This window comes from Pseudomonas asiatica, from assembly GCF_040214835.1.
GTDB lineage: Bacteria > Pseudomonadota > Gammaproteobacteria > Pseudomonadales > Pseudomonadaceae > Aquipseudomonas > Aquipseudomonas putida_Z.
Map to the genome: position 1 here is coordinate 4,804,635 of NZ_CP157874.1, position 18,742 is coordinate 4,823,376.

15 protein-coding genes are annotated in these 18,742 nt (G+C 64.3%); 9 read left to right on the top strand and 6 right to left on the bottom strand.

Features of this window, described 5'->3' with window-relative positions:
• Nucleotides 1-37: 37 nt before the first annotated feature.
• Nucleotides 38-928 carry a LysR family transcriptional regulator ArgP gene (locus ABNP31_RS21425; protein ID WP_025340518.1) on the bottom strand — a complete coding sequence of 297 codons (891 nt, stop codon included), beginning with the start codon at nt 926-928 and terminating at the stop codon, nt 38-40.
• 97 nt (nt 929-1,025) lie between these two features.
• Here ABNP31_RS21425 and ABNP31_RS21430 point away from each other — a divergent pair, with 97 nt between their 5' ends.
• From ABNP31_RS21430 to ABNP31_RS21470, 9 genes are all read left to right on the top strand, one after another.
• Nucleotides 1,026-1,625 (top strand): LysE/ArgO family amino acid transporter, encoded by a 600-nt coding sequence (locus ABNP31_RS21430; protein ID WP_003258234.1) that lies wholly within the window; start codon nt 1,026-1,028, stop codon nt 1,623-1,625.
• A 281-nt stretch (nt 1,626-1,906) separates the two neighbouring features.
• Entirely contained in the window at nt 1,907-2,503 is a 597-nt protein-coding gene (locus ABNP31_RS21435) for a superoxide dismutase (protein ID WP_013974076.1), read from the top strand.
• 329 nt (nt 2,504-2,832) lie between these two features.
• On the top strand, nt 2,833-4,887 hold the full coding sequence (locus tag ABNP31_RS21440) for a putative bifunctional diguanylate cyclase/phosphodiesterase (RefSeq protein WP_238066899.1): 2,055 nt from the start codon (nt 2,833-2,835) through the stop codon (nt 4,885-4,887).
• A gap of 158 nt (nt 4,888-5,045) precedes the next feature.
• Entirely contained in the window at nt 5,046-6,383 is a 1,338-nt protein-coding gene (locus ABNP31_RS21445; RefSeq protein ID WP_025340520.1) for an imelysin family protein, read from the top strand.
• A 317-nt stretch (nt 6,384-6,700) separates the two neighbouring features.
• Entirely contained in the window at nt 6,701-8,128 is a 1,428-nt protein-coding gene (locus tag ABNP31_RS21450) for a di-heme oxidoredictase family protein (protein WP_085664404.1), read from the top strand.
• Between the two features lie 20 nt (nt 8,129-8,148).
• On the top strand, nt 8,149-9,213 hold the full coding sequence (locus tag ABNP31_RS21455; RefSeq protein WP_025340522.1) for an imelysin family protein: 1,065 nt from the start codon (nt 8,149-8,151) through the stop codon (nt 9,211-9,213).
• A 2-nt stretch (nt 9,214-9,215) separates the two neighbouring features.
• Nucleotides 9,216-10,313 (top strand): DUF1513 domain-containing protein, encoded by a 1,098-nt coding sequence (locus tag ABNP31_RS21460; RefSeq protein ID WP_075046244.1) that lies wholly within the window; start codon nt 9,216-9,218, stop codon nt 10,311-10,313.
• Nucleotides 10,314-10,546: 233 nt separating this feature from the next.
• Nucleotides 10,547-11,695: an efflux RND transporter periplasmic adaptor subunit gene (locus ABNP31_RS21465; protein ID WP_350012743.1), complete on the top strand. Its 1,149-nt coding sequence runs from the start codon at nt 10,547-10,549 to the stop codon at nt 11,693-11,695.
• A gap of 12 nt (nt 11,696-11,707) precedes the next feature.
• A complete protein-coding gene (locus ABNP31_RS21470) occupies nt 11,708-14,752 on the top strand; it encodes a multidrug efflux RND transporter permease subunit (protein WP_025340524.1) in 3,045 nt (1,014 codons plus the stop codon).
• 169 nt (nt 14,753-14,921) lie between these two features.
• Here ABNP31_RS21470 and ABNP31_RS21475 read toward each other — a convergent pair whose 3' ends face one another.
• The 5 genes from ABNP31_RS21475 to colR all read right to left on the bottom strand — a co-directional run bounded on the left by ABNP31_RS21475 (nt 14,922) and on the right by colR (nt 18,634).
• Nucleotides 14,922-15,155, bottom strand: coding sequence for a hypothetical protein (locus ABNP31_RS21475; RefSeq protein WP_025340525.1), 234 nt, complete (start codon nt 15,153-15,155; stop codon nt 14,922-14,924).
• The gene (locus tag ABNP31_RS21480) at nt 15,152-15,853 is read right to left on the bottom strand and encodes a lipopolysaccharide kinase InaA family protein (protein WP_025340526.1); all 702 of its coding nucleotides are present in this window, start codon (nt 15,851-15,853) and stop codon (nt 15,152-15,154) included. Before ABNP31_RS21480 ends, ABNP31_RS21475 begins: the two co-directional genes overlap by 4 nt.
• Before the next feature lie 6 nt (nt 15,854-15,859).
• The gene (locus tag ABNP31_RS21485) at nt 15,860-16,543 is read right to left on the bottom strand and encodes a class I SAM-dependent methyltransferase (RefSeq protein WP_025340527.1); all 684 of its coding nucleotides are present in this window, start codon (nt 16,541-16,543) and stop codon (nt 15,860-15,862) included.
• A 107-nt stretch (nt 16,544-16,650) separates the two neighbouring features.
• Complete coding sequence (locus ABNP31_RS21490) at nt 16,651-17,961, bottom strand: sensor histidine kinase (RefSeq protein ID WP_025340528.1); 1,311 nt, start codon at nt 17,959-17,961, stop codon at nt 16,651-16,653.
• On the bottom strand, nt 17,951-18,634 hold the full coding sequence (gene colR / locus ABNP31_RS21495; RefSeq protein ID WP_003255215.1) for a two-component system response regulator ColR: 684 nt from the start codon (nt 18,632-18,634) through the stop codon (nt 17,951-17,953). The genes ABNP31_RS21490 and colR overlap by 11 nt, the downstream gene beginning before the upstream one ends.
• Between the last annotated feature and the right edge of the window lie 108 nt (nt 18,635-18,742).

Consider the following 18,742-nt stretch of genomic DNA (forward strand, 5'->3'; position numbering starts at 1 on the left):
CTTGCCAGATTTCAGATGCAACTGACGCCAGCCGTGGCTACAAGGGCACCAGCCATTGCCGTGCGGTGTGTCGCAGGTGGTCGGTCAGTTGCGCGAGCAGTTGCCCGCCATTGCGCCAATGATGCCAGTACAGCGGCACATCGATGGGGGTATCGCTGCAGATTTCCACCAACTGGCCGCTGACCAGTTGCTCGCGAGCCTGCAGTTCCGGCACCAGGCCCCAGCCCAGGCCGGCTTCGGTCATGCGCAGGAAGCCTTCGGACGACGGGCACAAATGGTGCAGGAAGCCATCCTCGATGCCCAGCGATGCCAGGTAGCGGTGTTGCAGGAAGTCGTCCGGGCCGTACACGATCGCCGGGGTACGGGCCAGGCGGCTGGCAGCGAAGCCCTGCGGAAAATGCCGCGCCATGAACCCGGGGCTGGCCAGCGCCCGGTAGCGCATGGCGCCCAGCGGCAGGCTGCGCGCGCCGGCCACCGGCCGCTCGCTGCCACACAGGCAGGCCGCCACTTCGCCCGCACGCATGCGTTTCAGGCCCACTTCCTGGTCTTCCACCACCAGGTCGGTCAGCACGTTCTGCTGTGCGCAGAAGTTGCCCACAGCGCCGGCCCACCAGGTAGCCAGGCTGTCGGCGTTGAGGGCTATGCGCAGGCGCTCCGGCATGCCCTCCTCGTCCAAAGCCGGCACCTGGCGCTGCAGGTCGCGTTCGAGCAGGCGCACCTGCTGCACATGGTTGAGCAACTGGCGGCCGACTTCGGTCGGGCTTGGCGGTGTGGCACGCACCAGCACCGGCTGGCCGACCCGCGCCTCGAGCAGCTTGATGCGCTGGGAGATGGCCGACTGCGACAAGCCCAGCACCTGCGCCGCGCGTTCGAAACCGCCCTGCTCGATCACCGCGGCAAGGGCGGCCAGCAGCTTGTAGTCGAACATCGATTTTCCTAATGACTGATCAGCTCTATTTGTTTTTCTTATACAGCGTGGTTCATCACAATGACCAGCATCTTTTGGACTCTTTGGAGAGCACGCCATGTGGCAAAGCTATCTCAACGGCATGCTCGTGGCCTTCGGCCTGATCATGGCCATCGGTGCACAGAACGCTTTCGTCCTCGCCCAGAGCTTGCGCCGCGAGCATCATTTGCCGGTGGCGGCACTGTGCATCGTCTGTGACGCCATCCTGGTGGCGGCCGGAGTGTTCGGCCTGGCCACCGTTCTGGCGCACAACCCGACGTTGCTGGCGATCGCCCGCTGGGGCGGTGCGGTGTTCCTGATCTGGTACGGCGCCAAGGCTTTGCGCAGCGCCTGCTCCAGGCAGAGCCTGCAACACCAGCAAGGCCAGGGTGCGCGCTCACGCCGCGCGGTACTGCTCAGCGCCCTGGCGGTGACCCTGCTGAACCCGCACGTGTACCTCGACACGGTGCTGCTGATCGGCTCGCTGGGCGCCCAGCAGGCTGCGCCTGGCGCCTACGTGGCCGGCGCTGCCAGCGCCTCGCTGCTGTGGTTCTCGACACTGGCGATCGGTGCCGCCTGGCTGGCACCGTGGCTGGCCAGGCCGGCGACCTGGCGCATGCTCGACCTGATGGTGGCGGTGATGATGTTCGCGGTGGCGGCGCAGTTGATCTTCAACTGAGCTGGGCTAGTCACAACATTTTAGCGCCTGTGAGATCGAGCGCCGCCCGCGCGGCGCTCGATCTGCCAGGCGCCACAAGGGATAAGCCGAACACCACCGGTCGGCACGCCCCAACCGCTCTGGAACCTCTATTCCCTATCTTTGTTGCGTGGTTATGCGCCGGGCCCGGTGCTATGATCCAGCCCTTGCGTCGCAAAGAGTACAAACTCGCCGACGCTCATCGGGCCGCCCGTGATCGGCCTTGCGCAAACCGCAAACAGACCTGAATCAGGAGATCCACCATGGCTTTTGAATTGCCGCCGCTGCCGTACGCCCACGATGCCCTGCAGCCGCACATCTCCAAGGAAACCCTGGAGTATCACCACGACAAGCACCACAACACCTATGTCGTGAACCTGAACAACCTGGTCCCAGGCACCGAATTCGAAGGCAAGACCCTGGAAGAGATCGTCAAGAGCTCTTCGGGCGGCATCTTCAACAACGCCGCTCAAGTCTGGAACCACACCTTCTACTGGAACTGCCTGGCACCAAACGCCGGTGGCCAGCCGACCGGTGCCCTGGCTGACGCCATCAACGCCGCTTTCGGTTCCTTCGACAAGTTCAAGGAAGAGTTCACCAAGACTTCGGTTGGCACCTTCGGTTCCGGCTGGGGCTGGCTGGTGAAGAAGGCTGACGGTTCCCTGGCCCTGGCCAGCACCATCGGCGCCGGCTGCCCGCTGACCAGCGGCGACACCCCGCTGCTGACCTGCGACGTCTGGGAACACGCCTACTACATCGACTACCGCAACCTGCGTCCGAAGTACGTCGAGGCGTTCTGGAACCTGGTCAACTGGGCCTTCGTTGCCGAACAGTTCGAAGGCAAGACCTTCAAGGCCTGAGTCATTCAGCCCTGAACGAAAAACCCGGCCCGGTGCCGGGTTTTTTTATGCCTGTACCGGCCTCTTCGCGGGTGAACCCGCTCCCACAGGTACGGCGCAGCTTGTGGACTTGATGCTATCCCTGTGGGAGCGGGTTTACCCGCGAAAAAGCCAGCACGGTTTTGCTTGCTCAGCCCGCATAGCACGCTAACATCAAACCTCTGGAAGATTGTTACGGCGCATTCAAGTTGCGGGGTCAGGCAACCGATACACTATTGATGGTCGGCCGATAGTGTATCGTCATCGTTGATGGCAAAATGATGCCATGCGCATGGATTAAGGAAACCCCATTGAAGCTGGAATTGCGGAACAGCTTGTCGGTCAAGTTGCTCAGGGTCGTGCTGCTGTCGGCGCTAGCGGTCGGTGTCGTGCTCAGCTGTGCGCAAATCGTCTACGACACCTACAAGACCCGCCAGGCCGTGAACAACGATGCCCAGCGCATCCTCGACATGTTCCGCGACCCCTCGACCCAGGCGGTATACAGCCTCGACCGCGAAATGGGCATGCAGGTGATGGAAGGCCTGTTCCAGGACGAATCGGTACGCATGGCCTCCATCGGCCACCCCAACGAAACCATGCTGGCGGAAAAGTCCCGCCCGTTGCAGGACATGTCCATGCGCTGGCTGACCGACCTGATCCTCGGCCAGGAACGTACCTACACCACGCAACTGGTCGGCCGCGGCCCCTACAGCGAATACTACGGCGACCTGAGCATCACCCTGGACACCTCGTCCTATGGCGAAGACTTCCTGATCAACGCCGTGATCATCTTCATCTCCGGTGTGCTGCGGGCCCTGGCCATGGGCCTGGTGCTGTACCTGGTCTACCACTGGCTGCTGACCAAACCGCTGTCGAAGATCATCGAGCACCTCACCCAGATCAACCCCGACCGCCCAAGCCAGCACCAGCTGCCGCTGCTCAAGGGCCACGAGAAGAACGAGCTGGGCCTGTGGGTGAATACCGCCAACCAGCTGCTGGCCTCGATCGAGCGCAACACCCATCTGCGCCACGAGGCGGAAAACAGCCTGCAACGCATGGCCCAGTACGACTTCCTCACCGGCCTGCCTAACCGCCAGCAGCTGCAGCAGCAACTGGACAAGATCCTCATCGACGGCGGCCGCCTGCAACACCGCGTGGCGGTACTGTGCGTAGGCCTGGACGACTTCAAGGGCATCAACGAGCAGTTCAGCTACCAGGTCGGCGACCAGCTGCTGCTGGCCCTGGCCGACCGCCTGCGCGCCCACAGTGGCCGCCTGGGCGCCCTGGCACGCCTGGGTGGTGACCAGTTCGCCCTGGTGCAGGCCAATATCGAGCAGCCTTACGAGGCGGCCGAACTGGCGCAGAGTATCCTCGACGACCTGGAAGTGCCGTTCGACCTCGACCACCACCAGCAGATCCGCCTGCGCGCCACCATCGGCATCACCCTGTTCCCGGAAGACGGCGACAGCACCGAGAAGCTGCTGCAGAAAGCCGAACAGACCATGACCCTGGCCAAGGCCCGCTCGCGCAACCGCTACCAGTTCTACATCGCCAGCGTCGACAGCGAGATGCGCCGCCGTCGCGAGCTGGAAAAGGACCTGCGCGAAGCCCTGCCGCGCAACCAGCTGTACCTGGTGTACCAGCCACAGATCAGCTACCGCGACCACCGCGTGGTCGGTGTCGAGGCATTGCTGCGCTGGCAGCACCCGGAGCTGGGCATGGTGCCGCCAGACCAGTTCATCCCCCTGGCCGAACAGAACGGCAGCATCATCAGCATCGGCGAATGGGTACTCGACCAGGCCTGCCGGCAATTGCGCGAATGGCACGACATGGGCTTCAGCGAGCTGCGCATGGCGGTCAACCTGTCCACCGTGCAGCTGCACCACAACGAACTGCCGCGGGTGGTCAACAACCTGCTGCAGGCCTATCGCCTGCCGCCGCGCAGCCTGGAGCTGGAAGTCACCGAGACCGGCCTGATGGAAGACATCAGCACCGCCGCCCAGCACCTGCTGAGCCTGCGCCGCTCCGGAGCACTGATTGCCATCGACGACTTCGGCACCGGCTACTCGTCGCTCAGCTACCTGAAATCGCTGCCGCTGGACAAGATCAAGATCGACAAGAGCTTCGTCCAGGACCTGCTGGACGACGATGACGACGCCACCATCGTTCGCGCCATCATCCAGCTCGGCAAGAGCCTGGGGATGCAGGTGATCGCCGAAGGCGTGGAAACCGCCGAACAGGAAACCTACATCGTCGCCCAGGGCTGCCACGAGGGCCAGGGCTACCACTACAGCAAGCCGCTGTCGGCCCGTGAGCTGACCAACTTCCTCAAGCAGGCGCAGCGAAACCAGGTTTCGATGTTCTGAGTCGCCTGCCCGGTTACAGGCCGTGACCGGCATTTACACGAATTGCATGCCCGCCCCCTTTACAGCAAATGCAAATCTTTCGCATGATGTTGCGGTTTCGCGTGCCACGGCGCACGGTCCACCCCTTGGTCCAACCACACGACGCAGGAAAACCAATAATGATTCGAATGCCTCTGGCCTCCGCCAGTCTGCTGGCCATTGCCATCGCTCTCGCCGGTTGCGGTGAAGGCAAGGACGACAAGGCCGCCGCGCCGCAAGCCCAGGCACCTGCTGCCGCCAGCACCACCGCTGCGGCGCCCGGGGCTGTCGACGAAGCCGCCGGCAAAGCCGTGGTCAAGCATTACGCCGAGCTGGTCTACGCCGTGTACAGCGACTCGCTGAGCACCGCCAAGACCCTGCAGACCGCAGTCGACGCGTTCCTGGCCAAGCCCAACGACGAAACCCTGAAGGCAGCCAAAGAAGCCTGGGTCGCCTCGCGCGTACCGTACCTGCAGAGCGAAGCCTTCCGCTTCGGCAACACCATCATCGACGACTGGGAAGGCCAGGTGAACGCCTGGCCGCTGGACGAAGGCCTGATCGACTACGTCGACAAGAGCTATGAGCACGCCCTGGGCAACCCGGCGGCCAACGCCAACATCATCGCCAACACCGAGATCCAGGTGGGCGAAGAGAAGATCGACGTCAAGGACATCACCCCCGAGAAGCTTGCCAGCCTGAACGAACTGGGCGGCTCCGAGGCCAACGTCGCCACCGGCTACCACGCCATCGAGTTCCTGCTCTGGGGCCAGGACCTGAACGGCACCGGCCCGGGCGCGGGCAACCGTCCGGCGTCGGACTACCTCGAAGGCAAGGGCGCCACCGGTGGCCACAACGACCGCCGCCGTGCCTACCTGAAAGCGGTCACCGACCTGCTGGTCAAGGACCTCGAAGAGATGGTCGGCAACTGGGCACCGAACGTCGCCGACAACTACCGCGCCAAGCTGGAAGCCGAGTCGGTCAACGACGGCCTGCGCAAGATGCTGTTCGGCATGGGCAGCCTGTCGCTGGGCGAACTGGCTGGCGAACGCATGAAGGTTTCGCTGGAAGCCAACTCGCCGGAAGACGAGCACGACTGCTTCAGCGACAACACCCACTACTCGCACTTCTACGACGCCAAGGGCATCCGCAACGTCTACCTGGGCGAGTACACCCGCCCGGACGGCAGCAAGGTGACCGGCCCGAGCCTGTCATCGCTGGTGGCCAAGGTAGACCCGGCCGCCGACGCCACCCTCAAGGCCGACCTGGAAGCCACCGAAGCCAAGATCCAGGTGATCGTCGACCACGCCCTCAAGGGCGAGCATTACGACCAGCTGATCGCTGCCGACAACGCAGCCGGCAACCAGATCGTGCGTGACGCCATCGCCTCCCTGGTCAAGCAGACCGGTGCGATCGAGCAGGCCGCGGGCAAGCTGGGCATTGCCAACCTGAACCCGGATACCGCGGATCACGAGTTCTGATCCTGCTGTAGCGGTTCTGAAAGAGGCGGCCTTCGGGTCGCCTTTTTCTTTGCAAGCTGCACGGTCCCCTGTAGGAGCGGCCTTGTGTCGCGAAGGGCTGCAAAGCAGCCCCAGCTATCTGGACGTTGACGCTATGGTCCTGGGGCCGCTTTGCGGCCCTTCGCGACACAAGGCCGCTCCTACAAGAGCCCGCACCAATGCTGCCGACATGGCCAACTGACACCGATTTCATCCAGCAATTGCAAATTGCTCTTATTCAAACTCCCTCACCCTGCTAAGCTTGCACGCCGGTTTTTCGCTCACGCCCAGGATTCTCGATGTCCTTGTCGCTGTCCCGACTCTCCCCCCTGCTGCTGGCCTTTGCCCTCGCCGCCTGTGACGACGCCCCGCGTTTCACCCAGGCCGAGCCCGGCGAAGCGTTGTCGGGCGGCAAAGCCACCGTGCAGCGCACTGACCGCAATGCCTATTCCCTGCCCTCGGCCAACCTCTCGCCCGAGCGGCGCCTGGACTTCGCCGTAGGCAACAGCTTCTTCCGCAACCCCTGGGTGATCGCCCCGTCCACCACCACCGCCCGTGACGGCCTGGGCCCGCTGTTCAACACCAATGCCTGCCAGAACTGCCACGTGCGCGACGGCCGCGGCCACCCGCCAGAGCCGGGCGACAGCAACGCCGTATCGATGCTGGTACGCCTGTCGATCCCCGACCAGCCCTACCTGGCCAAGGTGGTCGAACGCCTCGGCGTGGTGCCGGAGCCGGTCTATGGCACCCAGCTGCAGGACATGGCCATCCCCGGCGTGACGCCGGAAGGCAAGGTGCGGGTGAGCTACACCAGCGAAACGGTGTCGTTCGAGGACGGCCACCAGGTCGAGCTGCGCAAGCCGGCCCTGCAGATCACCCAGCTCGGCTATGGCGTGATGCACCCCGACACGCGCTTTTCGGCGCGGGTGGCGCCGCCAATGATCGGCCTGGGCCTGCTCGAAGCCATCCCCGAAGCCGACCTGCTGGCCAACGAAGACCCGGATGACCGCAACCGCGACGGCATCCGCGGCCGGGCCAACCGGGTGTGGGACGACGCCCAGGGCAAGACCGTGGTCGGCCGCTTCGGCTGGAAGGCCGGGCAGCCCAACGTCAACCAGCAGAACGTGCACGCCTTTGCCGGCGACATGGGCCTGACCACCACCCTGCTGCCCAACGACGACTGTACCCCGGCGCAGGCCGACTGCCTGGCCGCGCCCAACGGCGACGGCGCCAATGGCGAGAAGGAAGTCAGCGACAACATCCTGCGCCTGGTCACCTTCTACACCCGCAACCTGGCCGTGCCGGCCCGCCGCGATGTGGGCTCGCCGCAGGTGCTGGCGGGCAAGAACCTGTTCTACCAGGCCGGCTGCCAGGGCTGCCATACACCGCAGTTCACCACCGCCGCCAATGCCGCCGAGCCGGAGCTGGCCAACCAGCTGATCCGTCCCTACAGCGACCTGCTGCTGCATGACATGGGCCCGGGCCTGGCCGACGAGCGCACCGAATTTGCCGCCAACGGCCAGGACTGGCGCACCCCGCCACTGTGGGGCATCGGCCTGAGCGAAACGGTCAGTGGCCACAGCCAGTTCCTGCACGACGGCCGCGCCCGCAACCTGCTCGAAGCCGTGCTCTGGCACGGTGGCGAGGCCGAGGCGGCACGCAATTTCGTACTCACTTTCAATGCCGAGCAGCGTGCCGCGTTGCTGGCTTTCCTGAACTCACTTTAAAAAGCGCAAAGGAGCCGGGCATGTTCCGACCCAAACTGTTGTTCACCAGCCTCGCCGCACTCGCCCTCGGCGCCTGCTCGCCGCAGGACCCGCAAGCCGTGACCTCCGCTGCCATCGCCAAGCAGGTGATCCTGCCCACCTACAGCCGCTGGGTCGAAGCCGACCGAACGCTGGCCGCCAGCGCCCTGGCCTACTGCGAAGGCAAGGAAACCCTGGACAAGGCCCGTGCCGACTTCCTCAACGCGCAAAAGGCCTGGGCCGAACTGCAACCGCTGCTGGTCGGCCCGCTGGCCGAAGGCAACCGCGCCTGGCAGGTACAGTTCTGGCCCGACAAGAAGAACCTGGTCGGCCGCCAGGTCGAGCAGCTGGTCAACGCCGACCAGCCGGTCGATGCCGCGGCCCTGGGCAAGGCCAGCGTGGTGGTACGTGGCCTGTCGGCCTACGAGTACATCCTGTTCGACAGCAAGCCGGACATCGCCACAGCCGAGCAGAAAGCCCGCTACTGCCCGTTGCTGGTCGCCATTGGTGAACACCAGAAGGCCCTGGCCGAAGAGATCCTCAAGGGCTGGAACAGCACCGACGGCATGCTCTCGCAGATGACCAAGTTCCCCAACCAGCGCTACGCCGACTCCCACGAGGCCATCGCCGACCTGCTGCGCGCCCAGGTCACCGCCCTGGACAGCCTGAAGAAAAAGCTCGGTGCGCCGATGGGCCGCCAGAGCAAGGGTATCCCGCAGCCACTGCAGGCCGAAGCCTGGCGCAGCCACAGCTCGCTCAAGAGCCTGGAGGCCAGCCTCAAGGCCGCCGAAGCGGTCTGGGTCGGGGTCGACAACCAAGGCCTGCGCGGCTTGCTGTCCAGCGATCAGAAAGCCCTGGCGGACAAGATCGACGCCGCCTACGCTGCCTCGCTCAAACTGCTGGCCGCCAACCAGAAGACCTTGGGCGAGCTGCTGGCCGACGACGCCGGCCAGCAAACCCTGAACCAGATCTACGACAGCCTCAACGCCGTCCACCGCCTGCACGAAGGCGAGCTGGCCAAGGCGTTGAACATCCAGCTGGGCTTCAATGCCAACGACGGTGACTGATCATGCTGCGACGCCAGGCCCTCAAACTCGGTAGCGTATTGCTCAGCGCCCTCACCCTGGGCGGCTGGAGCCTGTTCCGCAACAAAGGCAGCGAGCCCCTGCTGCTGTCGGCGCGTGACGACGGCGACGGCAAGCACTATGCGGTCGGGTTCCGCCTGGACGGCACCCAGGTGTTCAGCACCCAGGTCGCCCAACGCTGCCATGCCATCATCCATCACCCGGACCTGCCGATCGCCCTGTTCGTCGCCCGCCGCCCCGGCACCGAAAGCTACCTGGTCGACCTGCGCGACGGGCGCCTGCTGCAGACCGTCACCTCGCAGCCGAACCGGCATTTCTACGGCCACGCGGTCATCCACAAAAGTGGCGAATGGCTGTATGCCACCGAGAACGACACCACCGACCCGGGGCGTGGCGTACTCGGTGTGTACCGCTTCGAAGGCGAGCGCCTGGTGCACAGCGGGGAGATTCCGACCCACGGTATCGGCCCGCACGAAGTGGCCTGGCTGCCGGACGGCGAAACGCTGATCGTGGCCAACGGCGGTATCCGCACCGAAGCCGAAAGCCGGGTGGAGATGAACCTCGACGCCATGGAACCGAGCCTGGTGCTGATGCAGCGCGACGGTACCCTGCTGAGCAAGGAAACCCTGGCCCAGCAGATGAACAGCGTGCGCCACCTGGCGGTAGGCAGCGATGGCACTATCGCCGCCTGCCAACAGTTCATGGGCGATGCCGATGAAACCGCAGAGCTGCTGGCGATCAAGCGCCCGGGCGAGCCGTTCAAGGCCTTCCCGGTGCCGGAGCGGCAGTTGCAGGCCATGGCCCAGTACACCGCCAGCGTGGCTATCCACAGCGAGCTGCGGCTGGTCGCACTGACCGCGCCACGGGCCAACCGCCTGTTCGTCTGGGACCTGGACAGCGGCGCGGTGCGGCTGGATGCGCCAATGCCCGATTGCGCGGGGGTGGGCGCGGTACAGGACGGCTTTGTCGTCACCTCCGGGCAGGGCCGTTGCCGGTTCTATGATTGCCGCAAGGCCGAGCTGGTCGGGCAACCGATGAACCTGCCGTCCGGTTTCTGGGACAACCACCTGCATCTCGTCTGATTTTCGGGTTGGCTGTACTGGCCCCTTCGCGGCTAAAGCCGCTCCCACAGGAATAGCGCAACCCGCTGACTGCGCGGTCCCTGTGGGAGCGGCTTCAGCCGCGAAGGGGCCGGCACAGGCATTCCACTCCCCTTCCCCCCAAAAACAGTCAATACTTCCCCCATCCACACGTGGGCAGGATCGCCCGTTGTCGTGTCTAAGCGAATAACAACCGCATCCAAGGAACCGGACCTATGCTGCGCCGCCGCATGCTCATCATGTTGGCCGTGGTTCTGCTGATCGTGCTGGCCCTGGGGGGCTACAAAGCCTTTTCGATCTACCAGCAGATCCAGATGTTCACTGCCCCCAAGCCGCCCATCACCGTGGCGGCCGCCTTGGCCGAACAGCGCCCGTGGCAAGAGCGCCTGCCCGCCGTCGGCAGCCTCAAGGCGCTACAGGGCGTGGAGCTGAGCCTGGAGGTGGAAGGTATCGTCAAGGCCCTGCATTTCGACTCGGGCCAGCAGGTCAAGGCCGGGCAACTGTTGCTGCAACTCAACGACGATCAGGAAACCGCCCTGCTCGGCACCGCCCAGGCCGACCTGGGCCTGGCCAAGGTAGATTTCGGTCGTGGCAGCCAGCTGGTCGGCGACTCGGCCATCTCCCGCGGCGAGTTCGACCGCCTCACCGCCCAGTACCGGCGCAACCAGGCGGTGGTCGACCAGCTCAAGGCATCGAAGACCAAGAAGAGCATCAGCGCCCCGTTCAGCGGCACCATCGGCATTCGCCAGGTGGACGTCGGCGACTACCTGGCCGCCGGCACGGTGATCGCCACCCTGCAGGACACATCCAGCCTCTACGTCGACTTCAACGTACCGGAACAGGCCCTGCCGCACCTCAGCCTGGGCCAGCAGGTGCTGGTGCAGGTGGCCGCCTACCCGGGCCAGACCTTCCCCGCCCGCCTCAGCGCCATCAACCCCAAGGTCGAGGAAACCACGCGCAACCTGCTGGTGCGCGCGACCATGGCCAACCCGGATGGCAAGCTGCTGCCGGGCATGTTCGCCAGCCTGCTGATCCTGCTACCCAACCCGCAGCCACAAGTGGTAGTACCGGAAAGCGCCATCACCTACACCCTGTATGGCAACTCGGTGTACGTCGCCACGCCGAAAAAGGACAAGGACGGCAAGCCGGAAAACGACGACAAGGGCCAGCCGCAGCTCACCGCCGAGCAGCGCACGGTGCAGACCGGCGAGCGCCGTGACGGCGTGGTGGTGGTCAGCAAGGGCCTGCAGGCCGGGGAACAGGTGGTCACCGCCGGCCAACTGAAGCTCACCCCCGGCGCCGCGATCCGCATCGGCCAGGACAAAGCCCTCAAGCCCGCCCAAGGCGCGCCGGGCAAGGACTGACAGGAGGCTGGCATGGCGTTCACCGACCCGTTCATCCGCCGCCCGGTGCTGGCCAGCGTGGTCAGCCTGCTGATCCTGCTGCTGGGCTTCCAGGCCTGGAACAAACTGCAGATCCGCCAGTACCCACAAATGGAAAACGCCCTGATCACGGTGACCACCGCCTACCCCGGCGCCAACGCCGAGACCATCCAGGGCTATATCACCCAGCCGCTGCAGCAAAGCCTGGCCAGCGCCGAAGGCATCGACTACATGACCTCGGTGAGCCGGCAGAACTTCTCGATCATTTCCATCTACGCCCGCATCGGCGCCGACAGCGACCGGTTGTTCACCGAACTGCTGGCCAAGGCCAACGAAGTGCGCAACAAGCTGCCCCAGGACTCGGAAGACCCGGTACTGAGCAAGGAAGCCGCCGATGCCTCGGCGCTGATGTACATCAGTTTCTACAGCAAGGAGATGAGCAACCCGCAAATCACCGACTATCTGTCACGGGTGATCCAGCCCAAGCTGGCGACCCTGCCGGGCATGGCCGAAGCGGAAATCCTCGGCAACCAGGTGTTCGCCATGCGCATCTGGATCGACCCGGTGAAACTGGCAGGCTATGGCCTGTCGGCCACCGACGTGACCAATGCCGTGCGTCGCTACAACTTCCTTTCCGCGGCCGGCGAGGTGAAGGGCGAATACGTGGTCACCAGCATCAACGCCAGCACCGAGCTGAAGTCGGCCGAGGCGTTCGCCGCCCTGCCGGTCAAGACCAGTGGCGATAGCCGCGTGCTGCTGGGCGATGTGGCACGGGTCGAGATGGGGGCGGAAAACTACGACACGGTCAGCTCGTTCGACGGCACCCCATCGGTGTACATCGGCATCAAGGCCACACCGGCCGCCAACCCGCTGGACGTCATCAAGGAAGTGCGGCGCATCATGCCCGAGCTGGAAAGCCAGCTACCCTCGGCGCTGAAGGTATCGATCGCCTACGATGCCACGCTGTTCATCCAGGCCTCCATCGATGAAGTGATCAAGACCCTCGGCGAAGCGGTACTGATCGTCATCGTGGTGGTGTTCCTGTTCCTCGGTGCCCTGCGTTCGGTGCTGATCCCGGTGGTAACCATTCCGCTGTCGATGATCGGTGTGCTGTTCTTCATGCAGATGATGGGCTATTCGCTCAACCTGCTGACCCTGCTGGCCATGGTGCTGGCCATCGGCCTGGTGGTGGACGATGCAATTGTCGTAGTGGAGAACATCCACCGGCACATGGAAGAAGGCAAGTCGCCGTTCGACGCCGCCCTCGAGGGCGCCCGCGAAATCGCCATGCCGGTGGTGTCGATGACCATCACCCTGGCGGCGGTGTATGCACCGATCGGCTTCCTTACCGGGCTCACCGGCGCGCTGTTCAAGGAGTTTGCCCTGACCCTGGCCGGTGCGGTGATCATCTCCGGCATCGTTGCCCTCACCCTGTCACCGATGATGTGCGCCCTGCTGCTGCGCCAGGAACAGAACCCCAGCGGCCTGGCCCACCGCCTGGACGTGCTGTTCGAACGCCTGAAGGTGCGCTACCAGCGCCTGCTGCACACCACCCTCGACAGCCGGCCTGTCGTGCTGGTGTTTGCCGTGATCATCCTGTGCCTGATTCCGGTACTGCTGAAGTTCACCCAGAACGAACTGGCGCCCAACGAGGACCAGGGGGTGATCTTCATGATGAGCAGTTCGCCGCAGCCGGCCAACCTTGATTACCTCAACGCCTATACCGACGAATTCACCCCGCTGTTCAAGGCTTTCCCCGAGTACTACTCATCGTTCCAGATCAACGGTTTCAATGGCGTGCAGACCGGCATCGGCGGCTTCCTGCTCAAGCCCTGGAACGAGCGCGAGCGCACACAGATGGAGCTGCTGCCGCTGGTGCAGAGCAAGCTCGAGGAAATCAGTGGCCTGCAGATTTTCGGCTTCAACCTGCCGTCACTGCCCGGCACCGGCGAGGGCCTGCCATTCCAGTTCGTCATCAACAGCGCTGGCGACTACCCGGCACTGCTGGATGTGGCCCAGCGCATCAAGGCCCGCGCCCAGGAATCCGGAAAATTCGCCTTCCTCGACATCGACCTGGCCTTCGACAAGCCCGAGGTGGTGGTGGATATCGACCGGGCCAAGGCGGCGCAGATGGGGGTGTCGATGGACACCTTGGGCAGCACCCTGGCGACCTTGCTGGGCGAGGCGGAAATCAACCGCTTCACCCTCGAAGGCCGCAGCTACAAGGTGATTGCCCAGGTCGAGCGGCCGTACCGCGACAACCCCGGCTGGCTGAACAACTACTACGTGAAGAACGACCAGGGCCAGCTGCTGCCACTATCCACCCTGATCACCCTCACCGACCGCGCCCGCCCGCGCCAGCTCAACCAGTTCCAGCAGCTGAACTCGGCGATCATCCAGGGCGTGCCCATGGTCAGCCTGGGCGAAGCGCTGCAGACCGTGCAGGGCATCGCCCGCGAAGAGGCTCCGGAAGGCTTCGCCTTCGACTATGCCGGCGTGGCGCGGCAGTACGTGCAGGAAGGCAGCGCGCTGTGGGTGACCTTCGGCCTGGCGTTGGCAATCATCTTCCTGGTGCTGGCGGCGCAATTCGAAAGCTTCCGCGACCCGCTGGTGATTCTGGTGACGGTGCCGTTGTCGATCTGTGGCGCGCTGCTGCCGCTGTTCCTGGGCGTATCGAGCATGAACATCTACACCCAGGTCGGGCTGGTGACGCTGATCGGGCTGATCAGCAAGCACGGCATCCTCATTGTCGAGTTTGCCAACCAGTTGCGTGAGGAGCGCGGCCTGAGCGTGCGCGAGGCGATCGAGGAGGCCGCGGCGATTCGCCTGCGGCCGGTGCTGATGACCACGGCGGCGATGGTGTTCGGCATGGTGCCGCTGATCCTGGCGACCGGGGCGGGGGCGGTCAGCCGCTTCGACATCGGTACGGTGATTGCCACCGGGATGTCGATCGGCACGCTGTTTACCCTGTTTGTGTTGCCTTGTATCTACACGTTGCTGGCGCACAAAGAGGTGGCCAGAGCGACATCGGTTGCCTGAACCGGCCTCTTCGCGGGTAAACCCGCTCCCACAGGTACGGCACCGGATCCGGAATGGGTGCAGTACCTGTGGGAGCGGGTTCACCCGCGAAGAGGCCGGCAAGGCAGATGCAAAAATGCCAGAGGCCCCGCAATCGCGAGGCCTCTGGCATTTCCATCTACCACCGGGTTCAACCGAACGGCCGCAACCCCTGGCGCATGCCGAACAGGAACAGCAACAGGTCCTGATCCGGCGCGGCCTCGGCCTGTTGCTGCGGTTTCACATCCCGCGGCAACGCGCACTGGTCGGCCAGTTCGGCCTTGCTGAACACTGTCGGCCTCGGCTCTTCCCACGCAGCCACCGCCACGGTGGTCACCGCCAGGCCAGCTACCAGGAACAAAGCTCGAGCTATTTCTAGTTTCATTGCCCTAACCCTTTGACAGCGCTGCCAAACGCCATCTGGTAAAAGTAGAGCAGTGTTTGCCATTCCGCGTCATTGATCGACGAATGGCGGCGCAGCTGGCGCAGGTCATTGCCCGCCGCGCGCTGGCAGCTGATGCGCCGCCGGCATTTTTCCAGGTCCAGCAGGGCGACCTCGACCCGGGCCTGCTCGCCCTCGCCAATCACCTTGATGAACACGTGCTTGCCATACAGGCAGCCGTGCTGCCAGTGCCCCAGGTGCATGCGCGCCAGGTTGTCCGCCAGGTCCTTGAGCATGCGCTCATGCACCACCTGCGGGTAACGCTCGCGGGCACCTTCGGCATGCCAGGTGTCGAGTTCGACGAAGCCGTCGAGTGCTTCGCTCACCAGCAGCGCACGCCACTGCTGGTCGGCACCCCGCTCGGCGCCACAGAAGACGATGCGCGGTACACGCACGCCCAGTTGCTCGAAGCTGTTCAACGCATCGAGTTCACGCAATACGGTCGGCCGGCCGAAAGGGTGCAGCAGGCTACGGTAGATATGCCCGACCTGGCGCTTGGCATACAGCAGCTTGCCATTGCCATCGTCGAGGCGTTGCACACCACTCTCGCCACCACGGCGCTGGTTAGGCTCCTCGACCCACTCGCCCTGCTGGCGCCAGTAAAAATCGAACCGCGACTCCCCTCTCTGGGCTACAGCCATCAAACACTACCCCTTACGCAATACATATACCCGCCACATGGCATAGAACGGCAGGAAGTCGAGGCGTTCCTGGATTCTGAAGCCGGCGGCTCGGAATTCTTCTTCGACCGTGTCGGCCGGTAACACAAAACGGTTCTGGTAATTGTCCTGGTCGCCCTTCCTGGCGCTGCGACGCTGTTCCAGTTTTTTCCGGCGCCAGGCCTTGAAGTTACCATCCACCCACAATGACAGGATCACACTATCACGGCTAACCCGTTGAAATTCCGAAAGAATGGTCTTTCTGTGCGCCGCTTCGCCAATGTGGTGGAACAAACGCATGCAGAAAATGCTGTCCACCGAGTTGTCCGGCAAGTCGATGGCAAATGCCGAAGTCTGCAAAGGCCGTACCCGTGCCACCACCTCTGGCGCTTGCGCGGTACAGGCTGTCTCGATCATCGCTTCGGAGTTGTCGGCGCCGATGATCACTCGGTTCGGCTTTTCTGCCAGCAACGGCCAGAAGCGGCCGGCACCGCATGGCAGGTCGAGGACTAGCCCAGGCTCACCAGCCAATGCCAAGGCGCGACGCGCCAGTTGCTCATCACGCTTGTGGGAAAGGCGTCGCGCCAGGCCATCCTGGTGCTTGAGAAAGTACTCGCGCGCATGTTCTTTGTCGTACTTCTCGGAAAATTCAAGCTTGATGGGGCTACGCATTGGGCATCTCCTGACTCCATTCCACCCACATTAGGTAAGCAAGCGTAGGAATCAGGTCATGCCGATGTGAAAAATATGTTGAGCGCCGAATGACCTGTTACAACAGATTACTCGACCAAAGCCTCCGGGTCGCCCTTGGCCGCGGTATTGCTCAGGTCCACCATGAAACGGCAGCCGTGCGGCAAGGTCGAGGTCAGGGTGACATGCCAGCCCTGGTCGTCGCAGATCCGCTGTACCAACGACAGGCCCAGGCCCAGGCCCTCGCCGCGCCGCTCGTCGCCGCGCACGAACGGCCGGAACATCGCCTCGCGCTGCTCCTCCGGGATACCTACGCCGCTGTCCTCCACGCTGAAGCCGTTGGCTTCCAGGCTAAGCCGGATATAGCCGCTATCGGTGTAGTGCGCGGCATTGCGCAGCAGGTTGCCCATCACCGACTGCAGGAAGGTGGCGTTGTACAGCACCGGGCTGGCACTGACGCGACCATCGAAATACAGGGCCAGGCCCTTTTGCTCGATGGTGTCGCGCCAGACCCCGACCAGTTCGTCCGCCACTTCCCGCAGGGTGGCCCGCGAAGCCACGGCGCCCTCGTCGCGCTGTGCCCGGGCCAGCATCAGGAAGGTCTTGACCAGTTCGCGCATTTCTTCCGTGGCCCGCGCCACGCGCTCCACCTGGCTGCGCGAGCGGGCGTCCAGCGTCGGGTTTTCCATCAGCAGTTCGCACGAGGTGGCCAGCACCATCAAGGGCGTGCGCAGTTCATGGCTGACGTCGCTGGTGAACAACCGTTCGCGGGTCAGCGCATCGCGCAGGCGGCCCAGGGTATCGTCGAAGGCTACCGCCAGCTGGCCGACTTCGTCCGCGGCATAGTCCGGCGCCAGCGGCGGGGCCAGGCCCAGCAACTGGTCACGGTGGCGTACCTGGCGCGCCAGGCGGATCACCGGCGCCATCACTCGGCGCGCCACCAGCCAGCCGAGGATGACCGCCAGCACCAGGCTGAGCAGGAAGCCCACCACCACCACCGCGAACAGCACGCGCTCGCGCTCCTCGAAGTCGCTCTGGTCCTGCAGCAGCACATAGCGACGGCCATCGACGATCTCGACCATGGCGTGGTACGACAGCTGATCGCGGAATACCTCGTGGAAGCCGCGGTCGAGGTGGCGCAGGTCCTTGGGCAGCTCGAAGTCGTCACGCCCGCCGCTGAAGTAGAACAGCTGGTCGGGACGTGGCCGGTGGCTCCAGTCGCTGACGCTGTCCATGCGCAGCAGGCGTTGCAGGTCACCGCCCAGCACCGAGGAAATCAGCCGCTCTTCGACCAGGTGCACGGTGCCGACGATGCCGAAGGCGAAGGCCCCGGCCACCAGCGCGCTCATCAGGGCAAAGGCGATGATGATGCGCTGGGCAAGGCTTTGCTTAAACTCCATCACGGCCCTCGGCGAGGCGATAGCCGACGCCATGGACGGTATGCAGCAGCGGTTTTTCAAACGGCTTGTCGATCACCTGGCGCAGCTGGTGCACGTGGCTGCGCAGGCTGTCGCTGTCAGGGCAGTCATCGCCCCACAGGGCTTCTTCCAGCACTTCGCGACGCAATACGTGCGGGCTCTTCTGCATCAGCACCGCCAACAGCTTGAGGCCGACCGGGTTGAGCTTGAGCAAGCGGCCCTGGCGGGTGACTTCGAGGGTGTCGAGGTCATAGCTGAGGTCGGCCACCTGCAAGGTGCGGCGCCCACCACCCTGGGCCCGGCGCAGCACCGCCTCTATGCGAGCGGCCAGCTCCGACAGGGCGAAGGGCTTGAGCAGGTAATCGTCGGCACCGGAGCGGAAGCCTTGCAGGCGATCGTCCAGTTGGTCGCGGGCGGTGAGCATGATCACCGGCGTATCACGGCGGGCGTCTTCGCGCAGGCGCTTGCACAGGGTGTAGCCGTCGATGCCCGGCAACATGATGTCGAGCACGATCAGGTCGTAGTGCTCGGTGGCTGCCAGGTGCAGGCCGGACAGGCCATCCTGGGCGCAGTCGACGGTGTAGCCCTTCATGCCCAGGTAATCGGCCAGGTTGGCCAGGATATCGCGGTTGTCTTCAACCAAAAGAATGCGCATCGGTTTCTCCTGTGCGGCGCTTCTCGCTGTGGTGCGCGGCAGGCGCAGCTTAAGGCCTATGCCTGCAGGGTGCCAGCCCCAGGAAAAATTCAGCGCACTTGACGGTTT

What these genes read in the sequence shown, in the direction of transcription:
- ABNP31_RS21425 (WP_025340518.1), bottom strand. Translation starts at nt 928, where the DNA reads ATGTTCGACTACAAGCTGCTGGCCGCCCTTGCCGCGGTGATCGAGCAG.
- ABNP31_RS21430 (WP_003258234.1), top strand. Translation starts at nt 1,026, where the DNA reads ATGTGGCAAAGCTATCTCAACGGCATGCTCGTGGCCTTCGGCCTGATC.
- ABNP31_RS21435 (WP_013974076.1), top strand. Translation starts at nt 1,907, where the DNA reads ATGGCTTTTGAATTGCCGCCGCTGCCGTACGCCCACGATGCCCTGCAG.
- ABNP31_RS21445 (WP_025340520.1), top strand. Translation starts at nt 5,046, where the DNA reads ATGATTCGAATGCCTCTGGCCTCCGCCAGTCTGCTGGCCATTGCCATC.
- ABNP31_RS21450 (WP_085664404.1), top strand. Translation starts at nt 6,701, where the DNA reads ATGTCCTTGTCGCTGTCCCGACTCTCCCCCCTGCTGCTGGCCTTTGCC.
- ABNP31_RS21455 (WP_025340522.1), top strand. Translation starts at nt 8,149, where the DNA reads ATGTTCCGACCCAAACTGTTGTTCACCAGCCTCGCCGCACTCGCCCTC.
- ABNP31_RS21460 (WP_075046244.1), top strand. Translation starts at nt 9,216, where the DNA reads ATGCTGCGACGCCAGGCCCTCAAACTCGGTAGCGTATTGCTCAGCGCC.
- ABNP31_RS21465 (WP_350012743.1), top strand. Translation starts at nt 10,547, where the DNA reads ATGCTGCGCCGCCGCATGCTCATCATGTTGGCCGTGGTTCTGCTGATC.
- ABNP31_RS21470 (WP_025340524.1), top strand. Translation starts at nt 11,708, where the DNA reads ATGGCGTTCACCGACCCGTTCATCCGCCGCCCGGTGCTGGCCAGCGTG.
- ABNP31_RS21475 (WP_025340525.1), bottom strand. Translation starts at nt 15,155, where the DNA reads ATGAAACTAGAAATAGCTCGAGCTTTGTTCCTGGTAGCTGGCCTGGCG.
- ABNP31_RS21480 (WP_025340526.1), bottom strand. Translation starts at nt 15,853, where the DNA reads ATGGCTGTAGCCCAGAGAGGGGAGTCGCGGTTCGATTTTTACTGGCGC.
- ABNP31_RS21485 (WP_025340527.1), bottom strand. Translation starts at nt 16,543, where the DNA reads ATGCGTAGCCCCATCAAGCTTGAATTTTCCGAGAAGTACGACAAAGAA.
- ABNP31_RS21490 (WP_025340528.1), bottom strand. Translation starts at nt 17,961, where the DNA reads ATGGAGTTTAAGCAAAGCCTTGCCCAGCGCATCATCATCGCCTTTGCC.
- colR (WP_003255215.1), bottom strand. Translation starts at nt 18,634, where the DNA reads ATGCGCATTCTTTTGGTTGAAGACAACCGCGATATCCTGGCCAACCTG.